The sequence below is a fragment of the Umezawaea tangerina genome, from assembly GCF_003002815.1.
GTDB lineage: Bacteria > Actinomycetota > Actinomycetes > Mycobacteriales > Pseudonocardiaceae > Umezawaea > Umezawaea tangerina.
On the sequence record NZ_PVTF01000011.1, the window covers coordinates 345,389 to 365,720 of the forward strand.

Annotated in this window: 13 protein-coding genes; 1 reads left to right on the forward strand and 12 read right to left on the reverse strand. The window is 72.7% G+C overall.

Annotation, left to right across the window (positions count from 1 at the left end; genetic code table 11):
• The first annotated feature begins 26 nt into the window (after nucleotides 1–26).
• Nucleotides 27–791: an FkbM family methyltransferase gene (locus CLV43_RS33870; RefSeq protein WP_146175000.1), complete on the forward strand. Its 765-nt coding sequence runs from the start codon at nucleotides 27–29 to the stop codon at nucleotides 789–791.
• Here the strand turns inward: CLV43_RS33870 and CLV43_RS33875 are convergent.
• The 12 genes from CLV43_RS33875 to CLV43_RS33930 form a co-directional block, all read right to left on the reverse strand.
• Nucleotides 776–1,777: a phosphotransferase gene (locus CLV43_RS33875; RefSeq protein ID WP_106192418.1), complete on the reverse strand. Its 1,002-nt coding sequence runs from the start codon at nucleotides 1,775–1,777 to the stop codon at nucleotides 776–778. The two genes, CLV43_RS33870 and CLV43_RS33875, sit on opposite strands and share 16 nt — an antisense overlap.
• 132 nt (nucleotides 1,778–1,909) lie before the next feature.
• On the reverse strand, nucleotides 1,910–3,910 hold the full coding sequence (locus tag CLV43_RS33880; protein WP_106192419.1) for a PhoX family protein: 2,001 nt from the start codon (nucleotides 3,908–3,910) through the stop codon (nucleotides 1,910–1,912).
• A gap of 145 nt (nucleotides 3,911–4,055) precedes the next feature.
• Nucleotides 4,056–5,183, reverse strand: coding sequence for a GNAT family N-acetyltransferase (locus tag CLV43_RS33885; protein ID WP_106192420.1), 1,128 nt, complete (start codon nucleotides 5,181–5,183; stop codon nucleotides 4,056–4,058).
• The gene (locus CLV43_RS33890) at nucleotides 5,180–10,093 is read right to left on the reverse strand and encodes a non-ribosomal peptide synthetase (RefSeq protein WP_106192422.1); all 4,914 of its coding nucleotides are present in this window, start codon (nucleotides 10,091–10,093) and stop codon (nucleotides 5,180–5,182) included. Before CLV43_RS33890 ends, CLV43_RS33885 begins: the two co-directional genes overlap by 4 nt.
• 29 nt (nucleotides 10,094–10,122) lie before the next feature.
• Nucleotides 10,123–11,166 carry a MupA/Atu3671 family FMN-dependent luciferase-like monooxygenase gene (locus CLV43_RS33895; RefSeq protein WP_106192423.1) on the reverse strand — a complete coding sequence of 348 codons (1,044 nt, stop codon included), beginning with the start codon at nucleotides 11,164–11,166 and terminating at the stop codon, nucleotides 10,123–10,125.
• Nucleotides 11,167–11,203: 37 nt separating this feature from the next.
• Nucleotides 11,204–11,983 carry an ABC transporter permease gene (locus tag CLV43_RS33900; RefSeq protein WP_106192425.1) on the reverse strand — a complete coding sequence of 260 codons (780 nt, stop codon included), beginning with the start codon at nucleotides 11,981–11,983 and terminating at the stop codon, nucleotides 11,204–11,206.
• Nucleotides 11,983–12,819 (reverse strand): ABC transporter permease, encoded by an 837-nt coding sequence (locus tag CLV43_RS33905; RefSeq protein WP_211304687.1) that lies wholly within the window; start codon nucleotides 12,817–12,819, stop codon nucleotides 11,983–11,985. The genes CLV43_RS33900 and CLV43_RS33905 overlap by 1 nt, the downstream gene beginning before the upstream one ends.
• Nucleotides 12,816–13,817, reverse strand: coding sequence for an ABC transporter ATP-binding protein (locus tag CLV43_RS33910; protein WP_106192427.1), 1,002 nt, complete (start codon nucleotides 13,815–13,817; stop codon nucleotides 12,816–12,818). Before CLV43_RS33910 ends, CLV43_RS33905 begins: the two co-directional genes overlap by 4 nt.
• Nucleotides 13,814–16,102 carry a lantibiotic dehydratase gene (locus CLV43_RS33915; RefSeq protein ID WP_146175001.1) on the reverse strand — a complete coding sequence of 763 codons (2,289 nt, stop codon included), beginning with the start codon at nucleotides 16,100–16,102 and terminating at the stop codon, nucleotides 13,814–13,816. The genes CLV43_RS33910 and CLV43_RS33915 overlap by 4 nt, the downstream gene beginning before the upstream one ends.
• Before the next feature lie 10 nt (nucleotides 16,103–16,112).
• On the reverse strand, nucleotides 16,113–18,068 hold the full coding sequence (locus tag CLV43_RS33920) for an aminotransferase class I/II-fold pyridoxal phosphate-dependent enzyme (protein WP_106192430.1): 1,956 nt from the start codon (nucleotides 18,066–18,068) through the stop codon (nucleotides 16,113–16,115).
• The gene (locus CLV43_RS33925) at nucleotides 18,065–19,255 is read right to left on the reverse strand and encodes a radical SAM protein (RefSeq protein ID WP_106192432.1); all 1,191 of its coding nucleotides are present in this window, start codon (nucleotides 19,253–19,255) and stop codon (nucleotides 18,065–18,067) included. Before CLV43_RS33925 ends, CLV43_RS33920 begins: the two co-directional genes overlap by 4 nt.
• Nucleotides 19,252–20,298: a thioesterase domain-containing protein gene (locus CLV43_RS33930; RefSeq protein WP_106192434.1), complete on the reverse strand. Its 1,047-nt coding sequence runs from the start codon at nucleotides 20,296–20,298 to the stop codon at nucleotides 19,252–19,254. The genes CLV43_RS33925 and CLV43_RS33930 overlap by 4 nt, the downstream gene beginning before the upstream one ends.
• Between the last annotated feature and the right edge of the window lie 34 nt (nucleotides 20,299–20,332).

The window sequence follows — 20,332 nt, forward strand, 5'->3', positions numbered from 1 at the left end:
GTTCGGCCGATCTGCAGGAGGAGAACATGGGGAAGTTGTCCCTGGTGAGGCTGGACTCGGCGGTGGAGTGCTACACGGTCGCGGACGCGGACGCCGAAGACGACGCGAGGTTCCTCTACGGCGAGATCTTCGAGCGGGGGGACTACCTCAAGCACGGTGTGGTGCTGCCGCCGGACGCCTTCGTGGTGGACGCCGGGGCGAACATCGGGCTCTTCTGCCTGTTCGTGAAGACCACGGCGCCGGGTGCGACCGTGGTGGCGGTGGAACCGATGGCGGACACCCGCGAGGTGCTGCGCCGCAACATCGAGCTGCACGGGCTGACCGACTGCCACGTCCACGCGTGCGGGCTGGGCGAGCGCGAGGAAGTGGCGACGTTCCACCACTTCCCCGGACTGCCCGCGAACTCGACCCGCTACCCCGACGAGAAGAGCTCGTTGCTGGAGCTGATGCGCGGTGACCGGGGTGTGGAGGTCACCGAGCACACCATGCGGTCGCGCACGGAGCTGGTGGCGGTGCGGCCGTTGTCGGACCTGCTGCGGGAGTGGCGGCACGTCGAGCGGATCGACCTGGTGAAGGTCGACGTCGAGGGTGCCGAGCTCGAGGTGCTCAAGGGGATCGAGGAGGCGGACTGGGCGCGCATCGCGCAGCTGGTGGTGGAGGTGCAGCAGGTCGGGTCCCGGTTGGCGGAGGTGGTCGGGCTGCTGGAGGCCAAGGGGTACACCGCGGTGGTGGAGCGGCCGTCGATGATCGACCCGTCGTTGGACCTGCACATGGTCTACGCACGCCGTTGACCGGCGTGCAGGAGCGCGGCGAGCTCGGGACGGCTGGGCAGCCGGGCCAGCGAGCGGCGGGTGCGCTGGAGCGCGGTGTGCCTGGTGGCGGGGTCGGCGTCGGTGTCCAGCGCGAGCTCGGCCTGGCAGAGCACGTAGTTGAGGTGGGTGGCTATTCGCATGCCGAACGAGGACAGGCCGTGCAGACGGGCTTCGCCGCCGGAGTCCTGGTACCCCCGCACCATGCGCGCGGCACCGGGGGCGTCGACCGCGCCGTCCACGAGGTGCCAGTGGGCGAGCACGAAGCCCAGCTCGCGTTCGGGGCTGCCGGTGTCGGTGCCGTCCCAGTCGAGCACGGCGAGCTGCCCGCCGACCATCAGGAGGTTCGACGGCTGCAGGTCGAGGTGCAGCAGCCGCGGGGTGTCGGTGGGGAGCTCGGCCGTGACCGCGGCCAGGTCGAGGATCCGCGGCAGGGCGGCGACCAGCTCGCCGGTCCAGTCGGCGCCCGCACGGGAGGCGGTGGCCACGAGTGCCGACCAGGTCGCCTCGTCGGGACTGGTGGAGTACCAGGGATCCGGGGCGTTGACCGGGGGAGCCTCCAGCGCGTGCATGCGGCCCAGCACCTCGCCGACCAGCTCCGGCACCTGGCCCGCGCGGACGGGGGTGCCGTCGAGCCATTCGTACACGCGCACGAGCCTGCCGTCGGGCTCCGGTGGCAGCCGGACGAGGTAACCGCCGTCCACGGACGGGATGTTCGCGGGTGAGCGGATTCCGGCGTCGGCGGTGAGGTCCCGGAACGCGACCTCGCGGTCCACTTCGGACTCCTGGAGCCCCCACAGGAACTCCTTCACGGCGTACCGCGCCGCACCGGTCTCCAACCGCCACACGACGCCGACGGAACCCTTGCCCGCCGGGACGATCCTGCGCGGGCCGCGCTGCTCGACCGCGAACCGCGCGCACAGGTGGTCGGCGAACTCGGCGAGCCGGTCCTTCGACCCGATCACCATCCCACCACCCCGCGTCGGGGCGGCTGCTGGACGGACTGCGGGAACAAGTGGGTCATTCGCACCTCTCAGAACGGACGACGGGAACCCCGGAGGGCACGGGCGCCCTCCGGGGGTGAGCGGGTGGTCCGCCGTTCAGCCGCCGATGCGACCGCGGTCGGCCTTGTACACCGCGACCACGGACGGGCGGGGCTGGCTGGTGCCGCCGCCGGGCCAGTGCGAGGCCGGGTTCTCGACGGTGGCGCCGTCGACCTCGCCGGGGTGCTGCACCGAGACGAGCACGAACCGCTCCGCGACGACGGGACCGCAGGCCTCGGCGCCGACCGGGACGGTCAGGAACTGGCGGACGTGCCCGCGTTCGGGTCCCGCCAGCGGGGTGGCGAACAGCCCGTCGTTGGAGCCGAGCGCGTTGCCGTCGGTGGTGATCCACAGGTTCCCGTGGGCGTCGAAGGTGACGTTGTCGGGGCAGGAGATCGGACTGACGTCGGCCTTGTCGTAGCCGCCGTAGTAGGTGTCGGCCGCGGCCGGGTCGCCGCACACCAGCAGCAGCCGCCAGGAGAAGGCGGTGGCCGTGTTGTCGGACCGGTCCTCCTCGATCTCCAGCACCTGGCCGTTCTTGTTGCCCACGCGGGGCGCGACCTCGGTGGGGCCCTCCTTGCCCGGCTTGCCGCGGTCGGTGTTGTTGGTGAGCGCGGCGTAGACCCTCCGGGTCCGCGGGTCGGGCTCGACGTCCTCGGGGCGGTCCATCCTGGTCGCGCCGACCGCGTCGGCGGCCGCGCGGGTGAAGACGTAGACCTCCTCGGCGGAGAAGCCGGGGACGAACGACGTGTCGTTGTGCGCCAGCGGGACCCACTCGCCGGTGCCGTCGAACTGGCCGTCGGACGGCAGCCTGCCGGATCCGTCCACCTCCTCGGCGGGACTGTCGCCGGTGAACCTGGCGACGTAGAGGGTGCCGGAGTCGAGCAGGCGCTTGTTGTGCTCGCGGGAGTGCCTGCCGAGCCCCGGTTTGACGCGTCCGTCGGTGACGAACTTGTACAGGTACTCGAAGCGCTCGTCGTCGCCCATGTACGCGGCCACGCGGCCGTCCGGTGCCACGATCACGTTGGCGCCCTCGTGCTTGAACCTGCCGAGGGCGGTGTGCTTGACCGGCGGCCGGTCGGGCTCGAACGGGTCCACTTCGACGATGTAGCCGAACCTGTTGGCCTCGTTGGGTTCCTGCGCCAGGTCGAAGCGCCGGTCGAACAGCTCCCACTGGCGGACGCCCGCGCCCTTGGGGAACCCGTAGCGGGCCAGTCGCGCCCTCGCGACGGGGTTGGTGACCGCGTCGGCGTTGGCGAAGGCGCCGTTGACGTTCTCCTCCCCGGACAGCACCGTGCCCCACGGGGTGAGGCCGCCGGAGCAGTTGCTCTGCGTCCCCAGCACCAGCCTGCCCGTCGGGTCGGCGGAGGTCCGCAGGTACGGCGACCCGGCCGCGGGTCCGCGCACCTCGAACGGCGTCGTCAACGTGATGCGGCGGTTGTGCTCGCCGTCCACCTTGGCGCGCAGCCTGCCGGTGGCGCGGTCGAGCTCCACGAGCACGACGGACATGCCGTGCGCCGCCCAGCCGATCTCCGCCTGCTCGCGGGTCAGCGGAGCCCTGCCCCAGTCGGGGAACATCAGCTCCTCCGACGAGTACTCGTGGTTGTTCACCATGAGCCACCGGTCGTCGCACCCCGGGATCGGCACCAGGGCGCAGTAGTCGTTGTTGTACCCGAACCGCATGGCCTGCGCGGCCGCGGTCTGGTTGTCGAAGTCCCACTCCGGCGCCCCCGGCAGCACGGGGTCGCCCCAGCTGATCAGGACCTCCTGGACGTATCCCTCCGGGACCACGACCGCGTCCTCGCGGTTGGGCGCGACGGGCTCGAAGTCCACGCCCGTGGCGCGCACTCCCGCACCGGGACTCGCGGTCGGGCTCGGCTCGGCGCGGGCGAGCGGGGTACCGAGCGCCGTGCCGCCCGCGACGGCCAGGACGACACCCGCCCGCAGGACACCGCGCCGCGACAGCGCGCTGCCCGCGATGTCGCCGAAGTACTCGTTGCCCGAGCAGTTGGGCTCGTCGCTCGCGCACGCGCTACCGCACCGGTAGGCGCAGGTCATCGCCGAACGGCCCACCGGGTGGTTGGGCAGCGGCCGAAGACCGGGGTACAGCTCTTGCCTGGACAGGACAACCTCCGTGGAAAGTCGTGAGGGGAACCGCGGAGCGGACGTCGGTCGTCACGTCTCCGCGCGGGCCGGGACGTCGTCACACCGGGGTCTCGACCACACCCCAGACCTCGGCGCGGACGTCCTTCTCCCGCAGTGCCAACGAGTCCGCGCACGCCGCCGCGAGCGAGCCGGGCCACCGCACGACGCCGTGCAGCGGTTCCACTCGGCACCCCCGCAGCCGCTTGGCGCGGTAGGCGCCGTTCCCGAACCGGAACCGGCGCACGCCGTTGTCCAGCCCCCACAACAGGGGCTCGTAGAACATCAGGTTGAAGTAGACGAAGTCGCCGCCCACCGAGGAGTAGTCGAAGCCCACGCTGCGGATGTGCAGGGTGTCCCCGTCGCGCAGGCACACGCACACGCCGACGGCCACGCCGTCGCGGTCGGCGGTGAACACCAGGACGTCGTCGTCCAGCGTCGCGGCGAGGTCCCGGTAGTCCTCCAGGACCGACTCCACCGAGGCCCGCACGCCGTACTTGCCCGCCAGGTGCACCTGCAGCAGCGCGGTCCGCTCGCCCAGCACGGAGGTCGACTCGTGCACCCCGGTCGTCAGACCGCTGCCCAGGTACTGCCTGCGTTCGCGGCGGATCGTGCCGCGCCGCCCGCGCGAGCGCCCGGCGAGGTAGCCCTCGAAGTCCGTCCACTCCACGTCGAGCACGGTGTCCGCGCCGACCACGGCGTGCTCGCGGGCACCCAGCGCCCCGGCCAGCTCCTCGACCACCTCAGCGTCGGCGAGGTAGGCGAACGTCAGCACCGAGCCGTCCTCGTCGGCCAGCGCGGACGCCGCACGGGCCAGGGCGGCGCGGACCTCCGTCGCGACACCGCCCAGGACCCGGAACAGGCAGCGCGACCCGGAGACCGCGGCGAACAGCTGCGGGTAGAGCCTGCCGACCGGCACCGGGGGAGTGCCGGTCGGCGCGGGCCAGAGCAGCTCGGCGACGTCGTAGTTGGCCGAGGCGAGGGACTCGTCCTCGGTGGCGCGCAACGCGGTGAGGCCCAGCAGCTCACCCCGGTCATCCCTGGCGGTCACGTACCGCATGCGTCCTCGCGAGCGCCGGTCGCAGTAGCGCAGCCACGCGGCGGACTCGTGCAGCGGGACGTCGGGCGCGAGCCGCGCGTACTCGGCCGCGAACTCCTCCACGTCGTGGTGGACGGCGGTCGTGATCACCGGACACCGCTGTCGAGCACGGAGGCGAGCTCGCGGACGGTCGGGTGGTCGAACACCAGGTCCACGCTGATGGTCGTGCTCATCCTGGCCTTGATCCTCGACACCAGCCGCAGCGCGAGCAGGGAGTGCCCGCCGAGGATGAAGAAGTCGTCCTGCGCGCCGACCCGGTCGCGCCCCAGCACCTCGGCCCAGATCCTGGCGAGGTCCTCCTCCTTCTCCGACAACGCCTCGGTGGCGGTGGACCCCGGCTCCTCCACGGGCGCGGGCACGGGGTCGGGCAGCGCGCGGCGGTCGGTCTTGCCGTTGGCGGAGGCCGGGATCCCCGCCACCGACACGAAGTCCACCGGGACCATGTACGCGGGCAGCCGTCCGGCCAGGTGCGCGGTCAGCTCGGCGTGGGTGGGCATGGCACCGGGCCGGGGCACGTAGTAGCCGATCAGCCGGACCGGTTCGCCGCGCAGGTCGACGGCGCAGTCGGTGACCGAGGGGTGCGAGCGCAGGGCGTGCTCGACCTCCTCCAGCTCGATGCGGTAGCCGTGCAGCTTCACCTGGCTGTCCACGCGGTGCAGGAACTGGAGGTCTCCGTTCGGCAGGCGCCGCACGACGTCACCGGTGCGGTAGAACCTCCCGCCCCCAGGGAGCTCGACGAACCGCTCGGCGGTCAGCTCGGGCGAGGTGTAGCCCTCGGCGAGCCCGGCGCCCCCGATGTGGAGCTCACCGGGCAGTCCGGCCGCGGCCTCCTGCCCGGCCGCGTCGAGCACCCGGATGGTGGTGTTGGCCAGCGGCCGCCCGATCGGCACGCTGTTCTCGTCGCCCCGCACGCGGTGCGCGGTGGACCAGATGGTGGTCTCGGTGGGGCCGTAGAGGTTCCAGCAGCTGTCGACCCGAGGGGCCAGCTCCGCGGCGAGGTCGGCGGGCATGGCCTCACCGCCGCACAGCGCGGTGAACCCGCCCCTCGGCCGCCAGCCGACCTCGGTGAGCATCCGCCACGTCATCGGGGTCGCCTGCATCACGGTCGCCCGCGACTCGGCGAGCAGTGCGGCCAGCGCCTCGCCGTCGGTCGACACCCCGGTGGGCGCGATCTCGAGGGTGGCGCCGTTGACCAGCGGTGCGAAGAGCTCCAGCGCGGCGATGTCGAACGTCGCGGTGGTCACCGCGAGCAGCACGTCCCGGTCGGTGATCCCGACCTGCCGGGAGATCGCCCGCAGCAGGTGCGAGAGCGCCCGGTGCGGCACCCGGACGCCCTTGGGGGTGCCGGTGGAGCCGGAGGTGTAGAGCACGTAGGCGAGGTCGTCGCCCCCGGCGGTCGCGGCCACGAGGTCACCGACGCCCCTCTCGCCGACCAGCACCACCGCACGGTCGGCGAAGTGCCCGGCCAGCGCCCGCTCGGTGACGACCACGTCGACCTGGGCGTCGGTGAGCATGAAGTCGTTGCGCGCCTTGGGGTGCCGGTGGTCCAGCGGCACGTAGGCCGCGCCCGCCATGGCGGTGCCCAGCAGCGCGACCACCAGGTCGCACGACCGGTCGACGCACACCGCGACCCGGTCGCCGACCCCGACACCGCGCCGCCTGAGCGTCCCGGCGAGGCCCGCCGCCCGGTCGTGCAGCTGCCGGTAGGTCAGGACGTCGCCGCCCGACCGGACCGCGACGGCGTCGGACCGCGCGGCCACCTGGGCCCGGAACAGGTCGACCAGGGTGGTGCCGGTCTCGTCCACCGACACTTCGGGGACGCCTGCCGCGATCGCCTCCCGGTCGGCGTCGACGAGCATGTCCAACGAGTCCACCGGGGCGTCCGGGTCGGCCACCGCGGTGGCCAGCAGGCGCTGGAAGTGGCCGACCATGCGCTCGGCGGCGTCGGGGTCGATCAGGTCGGTGTTGTACTCCCAGATCAGCGTGAGCCGGTCCCGTTCGCCGGGGGTGCCCGAGGTCCGCAGCTGCTCAGCCCTCGGCACGACGACCACGTTGATGTCGAACTTCGCGCTGTCGTTGTGGTACTCGGTGAGCGCCCCGGTCGCGTCCGGCCAGTCGAAGTCGGGCACGGGGGAGTCGTGGAAGCTGAAGCACGTCTGCACCAGCGGGTTGCGGCTGGCGTCGCGGGGCAGGTCCAGCTCGCGCACCACGTCGTCGAACGGGGCGTCCTGGTGGGCGAGCGCCTCGAGCACCGCGGTCCTGGTGCGCGAGGCGAGCTCGCGGAAGGACTCCTCACCGGTGACCTCGGTCCGCAGGCCGACCATGTTGACCAGCATCCCGATGAGGTTCTCGGTCTCCGCGCGGTCCCGGTTCGCCATCCACGTGCCCACGCACAGGTCCCGCGCGCCGCTGTAGCGGTGCATGAGCAGGGTGAACGTCGAGAACATCAGCACGAACAGCGACAGCCCCTCGGCGGCGGCGAACTCGCGCAGCCGGGCGTAGAGCGGCGCGGGCATGGCGACGCGCATCGCCCGCCCGGTGAAGGTCTGCTTCGCCGGACGGGGGCGGCTGATGGCGAGGTCGAACGGCGTGACACCGGTGAGGCGGCGCTTCCAGTAGGGCAGGACCTCGTCGCGCCTGCCGCCGAGGTAGCGCTCCCGTTGCCAGGCCGAGAAGTCGGCGAACTGGATCGGCAGCTCGGCCAGCACGGGCTCCTCGCCGCGGACCCACGCGCTGTAGAGCTCGGAGACCTCGCGCCAGAACACCGCGACCGTCCAGCCGTCGTGCACGAGGTGGTGCTCGGTCTCGGTGACCACCCAGTCGTCGTCGGCGATCCGGTAGAGCTTCCAGACGATCAGCGGGCCCTGCTCCAGGTCGAACGAGCGGGCGATCTCCTCTTTCTGCCCGCGCGCCAACGCCGCCTCGCGTTCGGACTCCGGGAGGCCGCGGAGGTCCACCTGCGGCAGGGGCACCTCGGTCGGCGGGTGCACGACCTGCACCGGCCCGTCGAGGGAGTCGTGGAAGGTGGTGCGCAGGATCTCGTGCCGGGCGACCACCTCGGTGAGCGCGCGCTGGACCAGCTCCGGCCGCAGCGCGCCGGTGAACCGGACGCCGCACTGGAAGTGGTAGGCGCGGTTGCCGCCCACGAGTCGGTCGAGGAACCAGACCTGCTCCTGGCCGAAGGACACCGGTGACGGCGTGCCCGCGACGGACCTCGCGACCAGGGCGGGCTCGGTGCTCGCGGCCCGCGCGGGCGCCTCGCCCAGTGCCGCCGCCATCCGCTCCACGCTGGGGTGCGTCAGCGCCAGCCCGATCGGCACCTCCACGCCGAACTCCCGGCGCAGCCGGGTGGCGACCTGCGCGGAGAGCAGGGAGTTGCCGCCCAGGTCGAAGAAGTGCGCGGTGCGGCTGGTGACGGGTCGGCCGGTCAGCTCCGCGAGCAGGTCGGCGACGCGCCGCTCGGTGCCCGGCCTCGGCGGCTCGTCGTCGGCCGCGGGACCGGCCTGGGCGGCCAGCTCGCGCAGGGCAGCCCGGTCGACCTTCCCGTTGGCGGTCAACGGGAAGGCCTCCACCGCGCGGATCGTGCCGGGCACCATGTACGCGGGCAGCAGCGCGTCGAGCCGCGTCCGGATCCGCGCGGGGTCGAAGTCGTCGGCGACGACGAAGGCGGTGAGGCCGGTCAGCGCGGTCCGGGGACCGGTCGCGACGGCGACCGCGCCGCGGACACCGCCGCACGCCAGCAGTCCCGCCTCGACGTCGCCCAGCTCGACGCGGTACCCGTTGACCTTGACCTGGTTGTCGCGGCGGCCGAGGAACTCGATCGTGCCGTCGGGGGTCACGCGTCCCCGGTCGCCGGTGCGGTACAGGCGTTCCCCGGTGTCGGGGTGGGTCGGGAAGCTCGCCGCGGTGCGCTCGGGGTCGCGCCAGTAGCCCCTGGCCAGCCCCGTCCCCGTGACGCACAGCTCACCGTCCTGGCCGTCGGGGACCGGGCGCAGGTCGTCGTCGAGCACCAGGCAGCCCTCGCCCGGAAGCGGGACGCCGTAGGGGATGCTGGTCCACGACGGGTCGACGTCGCCGATGACGTGGACCAGCGAGTTGATGGAGGTCTCGGTCGCCCCACCCATGCTGACCACGGTGGCGTCGGGGAAGTGCGCGCGGACCCGGTCGGGCAGGTCGACGGGGATCCAGTCACCGGTCAGCACCACCAGCCGCAGCGCGGGCGGCGCGGGCGTGCCGGTGTCCTCCAGCCAGGACAGCAGCATCCCCATCAGCGCGGGCACGGTGTGCCAGACCGAGACCCCGTGCCGCCGCATCGCCTCGGCCCAGTGCGCCGGGTCGCCCGCCCGGTCGGCGGCGGGCAGCACGAGCGCGCCCCCGACCGCGAGCGGGCCGAAGACGTCGTACACGGAGAGGTCGAAGCTCAGCGACGACAGGCCGATGGTCCGGTCGGCGGGACCGACGTCGAACCGGCGGTCGATCTCCAGGACCGTGTCGGCGACGCCGCCGTGCTCGATCATCACGCCCTTGGGCACACCGGTGGAGCCCGAGGTGAAGATGACGTAGGCGAGGTCCCCAGGCACGTCGGGGGAGGCGGTGCCCGGTACCCCGGTCAGCCCTTCGTCCACGATGGACAGTTCGACGCCGTCGAGCCCGTCGAGCAGACCGGGCTGGGTGAGCACGGTGGTGCACTCGGCGAGCTCCAGCACCTGCCGCAGCCGGGCCTCGGGCAGCGCCGGGTCCACCGGCAGGTAGGCGGCTCCGGACTTGAGGACGCCCAGTACCGCGACGACCTGTTCCCAGCCCTTGCGCATGGCGATCGCGACGAGCCGGTCCGCGCCCACGACGGGCCGCAGCCGGTCGGCGACGGCCTCGGCCAGCTCGTCGAGCTCGCGGTAGGTCAGGGTCCGGTCGGGGGTGATGACCGCCGTCCGCTCGGGCGACCGGGCGGCGGAGTTCTCGACGAGCCGGTGCAGGGACCGGTCGGGGGTGTTGTGGGCCATGAAGCGTCCTTTTCCAGTGGGTCCGGTGCTCAGCGCAGGTCGGCGACGAGCTCGCCGAGGTGGTCCATGCCCTTCAGCACGGACTTGCGGTCGACGCCGAAGTCGACGAGGCAGGCGATCTCGTCCACACCGGCCTCCTTGAGGGCGCGCACGGTGCGGTGCGCCGTGGACAGGGAGCCGAACAGTCCGCTCTCCTTCGAGTAGCGGTCGAAGGCGCGCCGCACCAGCACCTTCACGTCGTCCTCGCTCACCTCGTCGATGCCCTCGGTGGTCGGGCCCGAGCGGGTCGTCAGGTCCAGCGAGCTCGCCAGGTAGCGGCTGAACGGCTCGCGGATCTCCTCCAGGACCTCCTCGTCGGACGTGCCGAGGTAGGTGTGCAGCATCAGGGTCACGTGGCCGCGCGCGTCGGGGCCGTGCGCGGCGCGCAGCGCCTCGCGGTAGACGCCGATGTTGCGCTCCAGCACGGCGGGGCGCTGGCCGAGCATGTGGGTGAGCAGGTTGCCCCCGAGCGCGCCCGCGGCGCGGAACGTGTCGGGGTTGCCGGAGCTGGTGATCCAGAAGGGGAGCTCCGGCTGCACGGGGGTCGGGTAGATCCGCACGGTGGCCTTCTCGCCGCTGCCGTCGATCCTGGTGATGCTGTTGCCCGCCCAGAGTCCACGCACCACCTGGATGTGCTCGGCCAGCAGCGCCCGCCGGTCGGGGTAGGCGGTGGTCGGGTCGGGGTGCAGCAGGAAGTCCGTCGCGTGCCAGCCGGAGGCGAAGGCGACCGCGGCCCGCCCGTTGGACAGGTTGTCGACCATCGACCACTCCTCGGCGACCCGGATCGGGTCGTGCAGCGGCAGCACGACGCTGCCGGCCCGGACGCCGATCCGCTTGGTGACCGAGGCGACGGCCGCGCCGGTGACCGCGGAGTTGGAGTACAGGCCGCCGAACTGGTGGAAGTGCCGTTCGGGGGTCCAGACCGCGGTCAGCCCCGCCTCGTCGGCGAACCGGGCGCCGTCGAGCAGGAGGTCGTACCGCCCCCGGTCGCTGCCCGAGGCGTCGTCGGCGAAGTAGAACAGGCTGATGTCCATCGGGTTCTCCCTGTCGATCGGGTCGGTGTGGTCGGGCTCAGGAGGAGGCGCCGGAGTACCGGCGCAGGCCCGCGCGCCAGAGCGCCCTGCCGACCAGTGCGAGTGCCAGTGCCAGCGCGGCCTGCGCGGCGAGGGTCTGCGGGGTCAGCCGGGACGTGAGCGCCTCGGCGGGCACGGTGACGGCCAGGCCGACCGGCACCACGAACGTCAGCCCGGCCCGCAGCCAGCCGGGGTAGATGCCCACCGGCCAGCGGGCGGCCTGGTACACCCCGGAGAACAGCTCGGCGACGTTGTCCAGCCGCACGAACCAGAACGCGGTGGTGGTGACGATCATCAGGAAGCTGTGCACCAGCACGGCCCCCAGCACCAGCGACACCGCGAAGGCGAGCAGGTCGAGCGGGCCGACGCCGTCGCCGAGCCACACCACGGCGACCGCGACGACCCCGGCACCGGTGAGCAGGTCCACGCCCTGCCACAGCTGCACCGCGCGGACGCCGACCACCAGCTGCGCGTCGACCGGTTTGGTCAGCACGTGGTCGAGGTCGCCGTCCTGGATGTCGGTGAGCAGCTTGAGCGCGGCGGGCATCACCACCATCTGCACGAAGCCGTTCATCATGGTGAACACGCCCATCACCACCAGCAGCTGCCCCGCCGACCAGCCGTTGAGCCGGTCGACCTCGCCGAACACCAGCGCGAGCACGGCCACCCCGGTGACCAGCGACAGCGCGGAGTTGAGCAGGCGCACCAGGAAGTTGGCGCGGTACTGCAGCTCGTTGAGCACCTGGACGCGCAGGAACCTCCACACCAGACCGGCCATCACGCGCCCACCCCCGAGTACCTGCGCACGGCCCGTTTCCAGACCACGGCGACCAGTGCGGCGCCGACCGCGACCCACAGCGCCTGCATGCCCAGCCCGCCGAGCAGCCGGGCGGTGGACTGCGGGGTCACCAGCGAGTCGATGGGGAAGGCGAACGTCCACTTGAACGGCAGGTGGTCGGCGATCGCCCTGGCCCAGCCGGGCAGCAGCGACAGCGGCACCAGCCGCCCCGACAGCAGCAGCTCGACGACGAAGTACAGCTCGAACAGCGCGCCCGCGCGGGTGGTCCAGAACGTGACGAGGCCCAGCGCCCACAGGAACAGCGACCGGATGGCGAACGCGCCCCAGATCGCCACCAGGAACACCGCCACCTGCACGGGTCCGACGTCCAGCGCCGGTTCGAACAGCCACGTCAGCAGCGCCGCGATCGGCAGCCACAGCACGATCCACACGACCTTGGCACCGGCGAACCCGGCGAGGTCGTAGTGCACGGGGTGCACGGGCAGCAGGAGCCGCCCGGACATCCGGCCGCTGGCGATGCGCCACTCGAAACCGGCGGGCGCGTAGACCAGGTTCATGTTCCGGACCAGGGTCCACAGGATGTAGTAGGCCGCCAGCGATCCCGCGGTGTAGCCGCCGACGCTGCCGCCCTTGGCCTCGGCGATGGTCCGCCACACCACCAGGTAGATCACCGGTTCGGCGAGCATCCCGACGAGGAACAGGTAGTTGCTGGCGCGGTAGCTGAACTGCTGGACCGCGGAGAGCTTGCCCGCCTGGACGTAGAAGTCGGCCAGCGCGCGGATCCTGGCCACCGGGCGTTCCCGGACCGCCGTCATCGCGGGACCGCCGCGCCGGAGGTCCCCGAGGAGAAGACCTGCTCGATGACGTCCTCGATCGGCGGCGCCTCGACGGTCAGGTCGAGGACGTTGTGCTCCGACAGCAGCTTCGCGATGGTGGGGGGCGCGTTCTCGCGGGGGACCCGCAGCCGCACCCGCCCTCCCTCGGCGGAGCGGACCTCGCCGTAGCCGCTCAGGTCGGCGTCGGCCTCGTCGAGGGTCACCTCGATCTCCTTGTGGGCGGCGAACTCCTCGCCCAGCGCGGACAGGTCGCCGTCGAACAGCAGCCTGCCGTGGTGGATCACCACCACCCGCTTGCACAGCGCCTGGATGTCGGCCATGTAGTGGCTGGTGAGCAGGACCGTGGCCTCGTGGCGCCGGTTGTACTCGGCCACGAAGGACCGGATCCGCTTCTGCATCGTGATGTCCAGCCCGAGCGTGGGCTCGTCGAGGAACAGCACCTCCGGCTGGTGCAGCAGCGAACCGACCAGCTCGGCCTTCATCCGCTCGCCCAACGACAGCGTGCGCACGGGCTTGCGGATCAGCTCGCCGATCTCCAGCAGCTCCACCAGTTCCTCGCGGGTGCGCCGGAACCGCGCCTCGGGGACCTGGTAGATCGCGCGGGTGAGCTCGTAGGAGTCCGAGGCGGGCAGGTCCCACTGGAGCTGGTGGCGGTTGCCCATCACCAGGGTCATCCGGCGCAGGTAGGCCCGTTCGCGCCGGGCGGGCACGTGGCCCAGCACTGCCACGTCACCCGTGGTGGGGTGCAGCAGCCCGGAGAGCATCTTCAGCACGGTGGTCTTGCCCGCGCCGTTCGCGCCGAGGAAGCCGACCACCTCGCCGCGCGCCACGGTGAGGTCCACGTCCCGCACGGCGTGGACGGTGCGCGTGCGGCGCCGCACCAGGCCGCCGAGGGCCGCGCGCAGACCGGACTCCCGTTCGGGCACCACGAAGGACTTGGACAGCCCCCGGACGTCGATCGCCGGTTCGGTGCTCATGCCGCGTCCTCCCCTTGGTCCACCAGCACGAGCCGCAGCTCGGAGGTGTAGCCGGCGCCGGTGGCGTCCACCAGCCAGTTCTGCGACAGGTCGGGCAGCATCTCCGAGACCGTCACGGGCGCGGGCTCGAGTTGGTCGCCCGCCTGGCGCACGGCCTTGGCGAACCGGTCGACCAGCAGGCTCGCGGCGAAGTCGAGGAAGATCGGCTTGCGCTCCCCGCGCACCTTGTAGAAGGCCAGCCGGGGCAGGTCCTGCTCGGTCCGCCAGCGCTGGGCGGCGCGGAACCGGTCGACGGGCTGCTTGGCGGTCGCCCAGCCGATCTCGGCGGGCGGGAACGACCACGTCCGCCTGGCCAGCACCAGGCGATCGATCGAGACCCGCGGTCGGTGCGGAGCCGGTGGCAGCGGCCGGAAGGCGTCGACGACGGCCGCCGACAGCTGTTCCCCCAGCACTTCCAGCAGGTCGAACTCGCCGTCCCCGCGCCGGGAGCGCACGACCAGCCGACCGGCCTCGCGGTGCACCTCCAGTGCCGCGGAGGGCATCACCGGTCCGGGCGCGCCGCTGTTGTCGTCGTGCAGGCACCAGTAGTAGAACCGCTCGGACAGCAGCGCCGCCGGGTAGACCCTGGAGTTGACCTGCGGCCAGTCCTTGGTCGGCACGGAGTAGATCCGGCGGTCGGCGTGGTCGCGCGCACTGGCGGCCAGCAGCCTGACCCGATCGGGATGCCGTTCGACGAACAGCCTGCTCTCCACGGTGTTGGTCGCCAGGTGCAGCTCACCGAGCACGACGGTGAAGTCCCCGCGCCGCAGCGCGTTGGGCCCGTCGGCGGCGATCATCAGGTCGGGGGAGAGGTACCGGGCCGACGACCACGGCAGCGGGGACGACGGGAACAGCTCGGCGACGCGCCCGGCGATCTCCTCCGCCCGCACCGAGTGCTCGCGCACGCCCGCGGGCACCTCCAGGACGCGGGCCCACCTGTCCTGGAACTCCGCCACGGCGGCGGCGACCGGACGGGGCAGGCCAGTGCGGACCAGCAGGTGGGGCGTGGCCACCCCGACGAGCCGGGCCAGCGGCACCGAGGTGCCGCCGTCGTGGGCCAGGCACCTGTCGAACAGCGCGCCCAGCAGGTCGAGGTAGTTGCGCCCGGCGCGGGCGATCAGCCAGCGCGCGCTGTCGGCCAGGAGCCCGAGCGGTGCCGCGACGGCACGCCGGACCGGCAGCCCGAGCTCCAGGTCGACCGCCCGGCGGGTGTCCTCGTAGACGACCTTGCGGCCCGCGTAGGACTCGCCGTGGCGCCGGGTCGCGTCCTGCCCGGTGACGCGGCGGAAGGTCTCGTCCAGCTCGGCGACCGACGCCAGCACCTTGTCCGCGTCACCGGCGGAGGCCGCCGCGGTGTCGCGGGCCTGCACCAGCTCGTCGAGCAGGTCCAGCGCCCGCCGCCGGGCCGCCTGGTCGCCGATCAGGACCAGCTTGTCGCGCAGCGCCCGTTCGGGGTGCGCTTCCACGGGCCCTTCGAGGCTCAGGCGCACCAGGTGCCGGTCCCGCCAGTCCAGCAACGTCGGCAGCGCGTCGGCGCCGAGGTCGCGAACGGTCCTGGTGCCGTCGCACGCCCGCAGCAGTCCGGCGTGCTCCGCGCTCAGCCGCACCGGTTCGCCGTGCGGCCGCCGCAGCAGGTCCCCGTCCAGCCAGCAGCCGCCGACCGGACGGGGGACCAGCCACGGCTGGACGTCGGGGTCCCGCGCCAGCCGTTCGGCCAGCGCGTCGATCGCCCAGACCTCGAAGTACAGCCTGCGGTCGGTCACCAGCTCCGCGCCGTGCCGCAGCCGCACGGCCTCCTCGTCGTCGGTCAACCGCGCCCACACCGCGGGCCCGAAGAACCCGATGGTGTCGTTCTTGGTGGTGTAGCGCTGGAGGTAGTTGGCCATCGCGAGGAGGTGCCCCTGGTCGGGGCGCTTGCCGGGGACGCGGGGCGAGCGCACCTTGTCCAGCGCGTTGCGCACCATCGTGGGGTTCTGCCAGGCCAGGGCCTCCCGGAAGCGCGGGTCGGCGGCCAGGTCCCGCAGCCGCGGGCGCAGCACCAGCTGCCAGCGGTCCCAGTCCTGCCGGAACCGGGCGAGGTCGTCCGGCGACCGCCAGGACCGCTCGCCGGCCTCGGCCAGCTCCTGGTCGCTGAGCAGCAGCACGTCGGCGGCGGGGAAACCGGCGCCGCGCAGGACGAACTCCCGCCACACGTGCCACCCGGCGCCGTCGAGCGGCACCAGGTGCGAACTGTCCTGCGAACCCACGTGCGGCACCTCAGATCGTGGCGTATTCGGGATTGGACATGCCGCCGAGGCGGTAGCGCAGCGACGGCAGCCCGGTGCACGCGGTGGGCACGCCGAGCCTGCCCAGCTGCTCCAGGACGACGTCGTCCTCGCCGAGCCGCCCGGCCACCTCGTCGGGGGTGCGGGGACGGCTGAACCGCAGCAGCCGCAGCAGCCGGGTGTCGAAGAGCCAGGCGCCCATGTCGACCATGCCCGCCTCGACGCCGTCGCGGACGACGGTGCCCTCCGCGTCCACCACCCCCGCGCGTTGCAGGGACTGCCAGCGGTCCACGGCCTCCTGGCCCGGCGGCAGCCACGGGAACCGGTCGACGGCCACCGGCCTGCTGTCGGAGTCCACGAGGGTGCGCCACGAGTGCGCCGCGGGCAGGTCCCGCGACACCAGCGCCAGCAGGCTGGCCAGGTGGTCGGGAGCCCAGGCGTTGTCGTCGTCGAGGAAGGCGGTGTAGTCGGCGTCGCAGGTCTGCGCGGCGAGCTGGCGCAGCGCGGCGATCCGCTCGAACGGCGAGTCCGGCAGCACCCGCCCGGTGTCCACGGTGATCACCCGCAGGTCGGGGAGTCCTTGCGCGGCAACGGGGTCACGAGGTGCCGGGCCGTCCCACCACACCGTCACCCGCACGTCGGCGTCGACCTGCTGCGCGGCGACGCCTGCCAGCGCGGCCTCCAACGACGGCCGGTCGCCCTTGGTCACCACGACGACCTCGACCGAGGTGCGCCGGGGGACGGTCCGGGTCGGCGTCGCGCTGCCCGTGAGGGCGTCGACGAGCCCGTCGAGCAGCTCGTCCGCGGCCAGGAAGGCGTGGTGCGGCACCACGACGTGGGTCTCGTGCCACTGCCGCGAGCGCTTGGTGGGCGGCGCGAGGTGGCCGATCCCCGAGTACTGCTTGACCGTGCCCGGCCGGTACAGCGGACCCTCCGGCACCGGCGGGTACACCCGGTCCAGCGTCAGGCCGGTCCTCTCGGCGACCCGCGCGACCAGCTCCTCCGGAGTGCCCCGGCCGTCGGGGATGCGGACCGCGAGGCCGTAGAAGTTGCCCGACCGCAACGCCCAGTCGTCGGAGGGGCAGTGCCAGCCCTCCGCCGCGAGCCGGTTCACGAACCGGAGGGCGGCGCGCGACCGCAGCGCGGCCTGCGCCGGGAGCCGGTCGAGCTGGTCGAGCAGCAGGGCGGCCGACACCTCCGAGACGGAGTGGTTGGCCCCGTGCAGCAGGAACGCGGGCTCCAGCTCGTTGGCGGCCCCCGCGGCGACGAGCTCCGCGCGCTTGCGGGAGTCCATGACCAGCGACTCCACCCGCGCGGCGACCTCCTCGTCGTCGGTGAGCACGGCCCCGCCCTCACCGCTGGTGATCACCTTGGTCGCCTGCAGGCTCATGATGCTGACGTCGCCGAGGCTGCCGATCCTGCGGCCGTCCGCGGTGAGCGAGAGCTGGCTGTGCGAGGCGTCCTCGATGATCAGCGAGTCGGGGAAGCGGACGCGGAGCGCGTCGATGTCGGTGTGCTGGGCGTACAGGTGGATCGCGAGCACCACGGCGGGCGACTCGATCGGCGTCTCCCCGATCAGGCAGGGGGACGCCTCGTCGGCGTCGTAGAACGCGGGCGTGGCCCCGACCCTGAGCACCGAGGTGGCGCAGCTGACCCACGTGGTCGCGGGCATCAGCACGACGTCGCCGGGACCGATGCCCAGTGCCTGCAACGCCACCAGGATCGCGCTGGACCCGCTGGTGGTCAGCACGCAGTGCTCGCGCCCGGCCATGTCCGCCAGCGCCCTGGCGGCGGTGACGTTGCGCGAGGTCCACGTGCTGCGGGCGCCGCTGACGGCGAGCCTGCCGCTGAGCAGCGCGCCGCCCACCGCCTGCACCGACCACTCGTCCGTCTCCGGCCAGCCGGGCCAACGGCGGTCGGCCGGCACCGGGGGTGTCTGCTCGTTCACGGGGTCTCCTTGCTGTTGCCGTTGCCGGAGGGCACCACCGCGAGGGGCAGCGTGTGCCGGGAGGGGACCTGCACGGACGGGGCGGGCGTGAAGCCGCCGCACAACGCGGGTGTCAAGGCCACCCGGTGGTCCTGGTAGGGCTCGTAGGACGTCTCGTCGAAGTCGACGTACCTGTTGTGGTAGCACCACTTGCACTCTTCGAACTGCTCGGACAGCCCGTCGCGGCCGAGGGCGTGCTCGGCGCGCAGCCGCTGGTAGGCGCTCCCGTTCCAGATGTCGTCGAACTTCGTGGTGGTCAGGTCGCCGAGCAGGTGCTGCTCCGCGGGCGCGCCGATGAGGTGGTCGCAGAAGCCGACCTGGCCGCGGTAGTTGACGTAGCAGTACATCCACGGGTGCGTGCAGGTCTTGTCCGCGTGCGCGTCCTGCGCCCACAACGGGTCCAGCGCCGCGTTGATCTGCACGTCGACGTCCAGCTCCCGCGCCGCCTCGGCCATGCCGGTCAGCTCGGCCAGCAGCTCCTCCCGGTGGTGCACCAGGTTGTCCGGGTCGTCCTCGCCGGTCGTCAACGGGTTGAGCTGCACCTTGATCCCCAGCTCGGCGGCCACCCGCACGATCTGGGTCAGCTCGGCCAGCGCGGCGGGCTGCACCACGACGTTGAGGTGGATGTTGTCCGTCCCGACGCCGCTCACCCTCGCCTCGTCGGCGAGGATCCGCAGGTTGCGCATGACGACGTCGAACTTGGCGCCCTTGCGGAGGATCTCGAAGGTCTCCGGCTCACCGGCGTCGAACGACACCGCGATCAGCGCGCCGCTGCGCACCAGCTTGCGCCACAGCTGCTCGTTGGGCACCGTCAGGTTGGTGACCAGCCGGATCCGGCAGCCGTGCGCGAGGGTCTTGTCGACGAACTCGGGGAAGCGCTTGAGGATGGTGCTCTCGCCCCAGCCGCGCAGGTCGACGATCTCGGCGGTGGGGAACAGCTCCTCGGCGACCCGGTCGAACAGCTCCGTGCTCATGTTGCGCGAGGGTTGGAAGGGGCCGGCGGACCGGCACATCGGGCAGGACAGGTTGCAGTTCTCGGTCAGCTCGATGAACAGCACCCTCGGCATGCTGGTCAGCACCGTGGCCCTGCGTTCGAACTCGACGATGTTCAGGTCGTGGTTCTCGGCTCGTGCACCGTTGTCGGTCATCCGGCGTCAGTCCTCCCGGCCAGCGCGTCGCGCACCAGGTCCCCGAAGATCGAGCGGAACTCCTGGTTGGCGAAGATCGCGTACTCGTAGTGCTCGGCGTCGATGTCGTGCAGGTGCAGGGCGGCCGCGTGGGGCTTCCAGCCGGGCACCAGCTCGACGGGGGTGTCGGCGGCGAAGTAGTGCACCTCGCCGTCGTAGTGGCCCGGTTCGTACAGGCAGTCGGCGCGCAGGGTGCGCGCGAACACGAGCAGCTGGCGTTCCAGCGTCTCGGCGTCCATCTCCTCGGCCAGCGCGTGGGAGCGCCGCAGCGCCTCCACCACGCCGGCGTCGCCGGGGCCGACCTCGGCGTCGGGGGAGTCGCCCACCCGGCGCAGGATCTCGCGCAGCCTGCCCCGCTTCAGGTCGTCCTCCGACTGCAGCCTCTCCATCACCGTCGGGTCCGGCGGCTGGCTGTCGAACATGGCGAGCAGCCCGACCTCGGCGCCGGACCTCCTGAGCCTGCAGGCGATCTCGAAGGCGATGGTTCCGCCCGTGGAGAATCCGCACAGCAGGTAGGGGCCGTCCGGCTGCACCCGGAGGATCTGCTCCAGGTAGGTCGTGGCGAACTCGTCGATGGTCGTGGGCACGTCGCGCTCGCCGTGCAGGCCCGCCGCCCGCACCCCGGTGAGCTGGACGGGCAGGTGGTTGCGCAGGGTCCTGATCGCGAAGGCGTTGCCCGACGCGGAGTGGAAGTAGAACAGGTTCACCGCGCCCGGTACGGCCCCGGCGGGCAGCTGCACGCAGCTCTCCGCGGGTGCCTGGGAACGCAGGTGGGCCGCGACCCGCTCCACGGTGTCGTGCTGGATGACCGCCTCCGCGGTCAGTTGCGCCCTGGTGACCCGCCGGACCCGGTCGGCCACCCTGGACGCCGCGGCCACGTACCCGCTGAGCGTCGCGAACCCGTCCCGCGGGGTGACCTCCGCCGCCCCCAGCTCGTCGGCGTAGGCCTCGGCGACCGCGGCCTCGAGCTCGTCCCGGAACCGTTTGCTGTAGTAGCCGGACACTGGTTGTTGCCTCCTGTTCTGCCGCGCGTGCGCC

Coding starts and splice junctions, on each gene's coding strand:
- CLV43_RS33900 (WP_106192425.1), bottom strand. CDS start 11,983: ATGGCCGGTCTGGTGTGGAGGTTCCTGCGCGTCCAGGTGCTCAACGAG.
- CLV43_RS33895 (WP_106192423.1), bottom strand. CDS start 11,166: ATGGACATCAGCCTGTTCTACTTCGCCGACGACGCCTCGGGCAGCGAC.
- CLV43_RS33870 (WP_146175000.1), top strand. CDS start 27: ATGGGGAAGTTGTCCCTGGTGAGGCTGGACTCGGCGGTGGAGTGCTAC.
- CLV43_RS33880 (WP_106192419.1), bottom strand. CDS start 3,910: ATGACCTGCGCCTACCGGTGCGGTAGCGCGTGCGCGAGCGACGAGCCC.
- CLV43_RS33890 (WP_106192422.1), bottom strand. CDS start 10,093: ATGGCCCACAACACCCCCGACCGGTCCCTGCACCGGCTCGTCGAGAAC.
- CLV43_RS33910 (WP_106192427.1), bottom strand. CDS start 13,817: ATGAGCACCGAACCGGCGATCGACGTCCGGGGGCTGTCCAAGTCCTTC.
- CLV43_RS33875 (WP_106192418.1), bottom strand. CDS start 1,777: ATGGTGATCGGGTCGAAGGACCGGCTCGCCGAGTTCGCCGACCACCTG.
- CLV43_RS33925 (WP_106192432.1), bottom strand. CDS start 19,255: ATGACCGACAACGGTGCACGAGCCGAGAACCACGACCTGAACATCGTC.
- CLV43_RS33905 (WP_211304687.1), bottom strand. CDS start 12,819: ATGACGGCGGTCCGGGAACGCCCGGTGGCCAGGATCCGCGCGCTGGCC.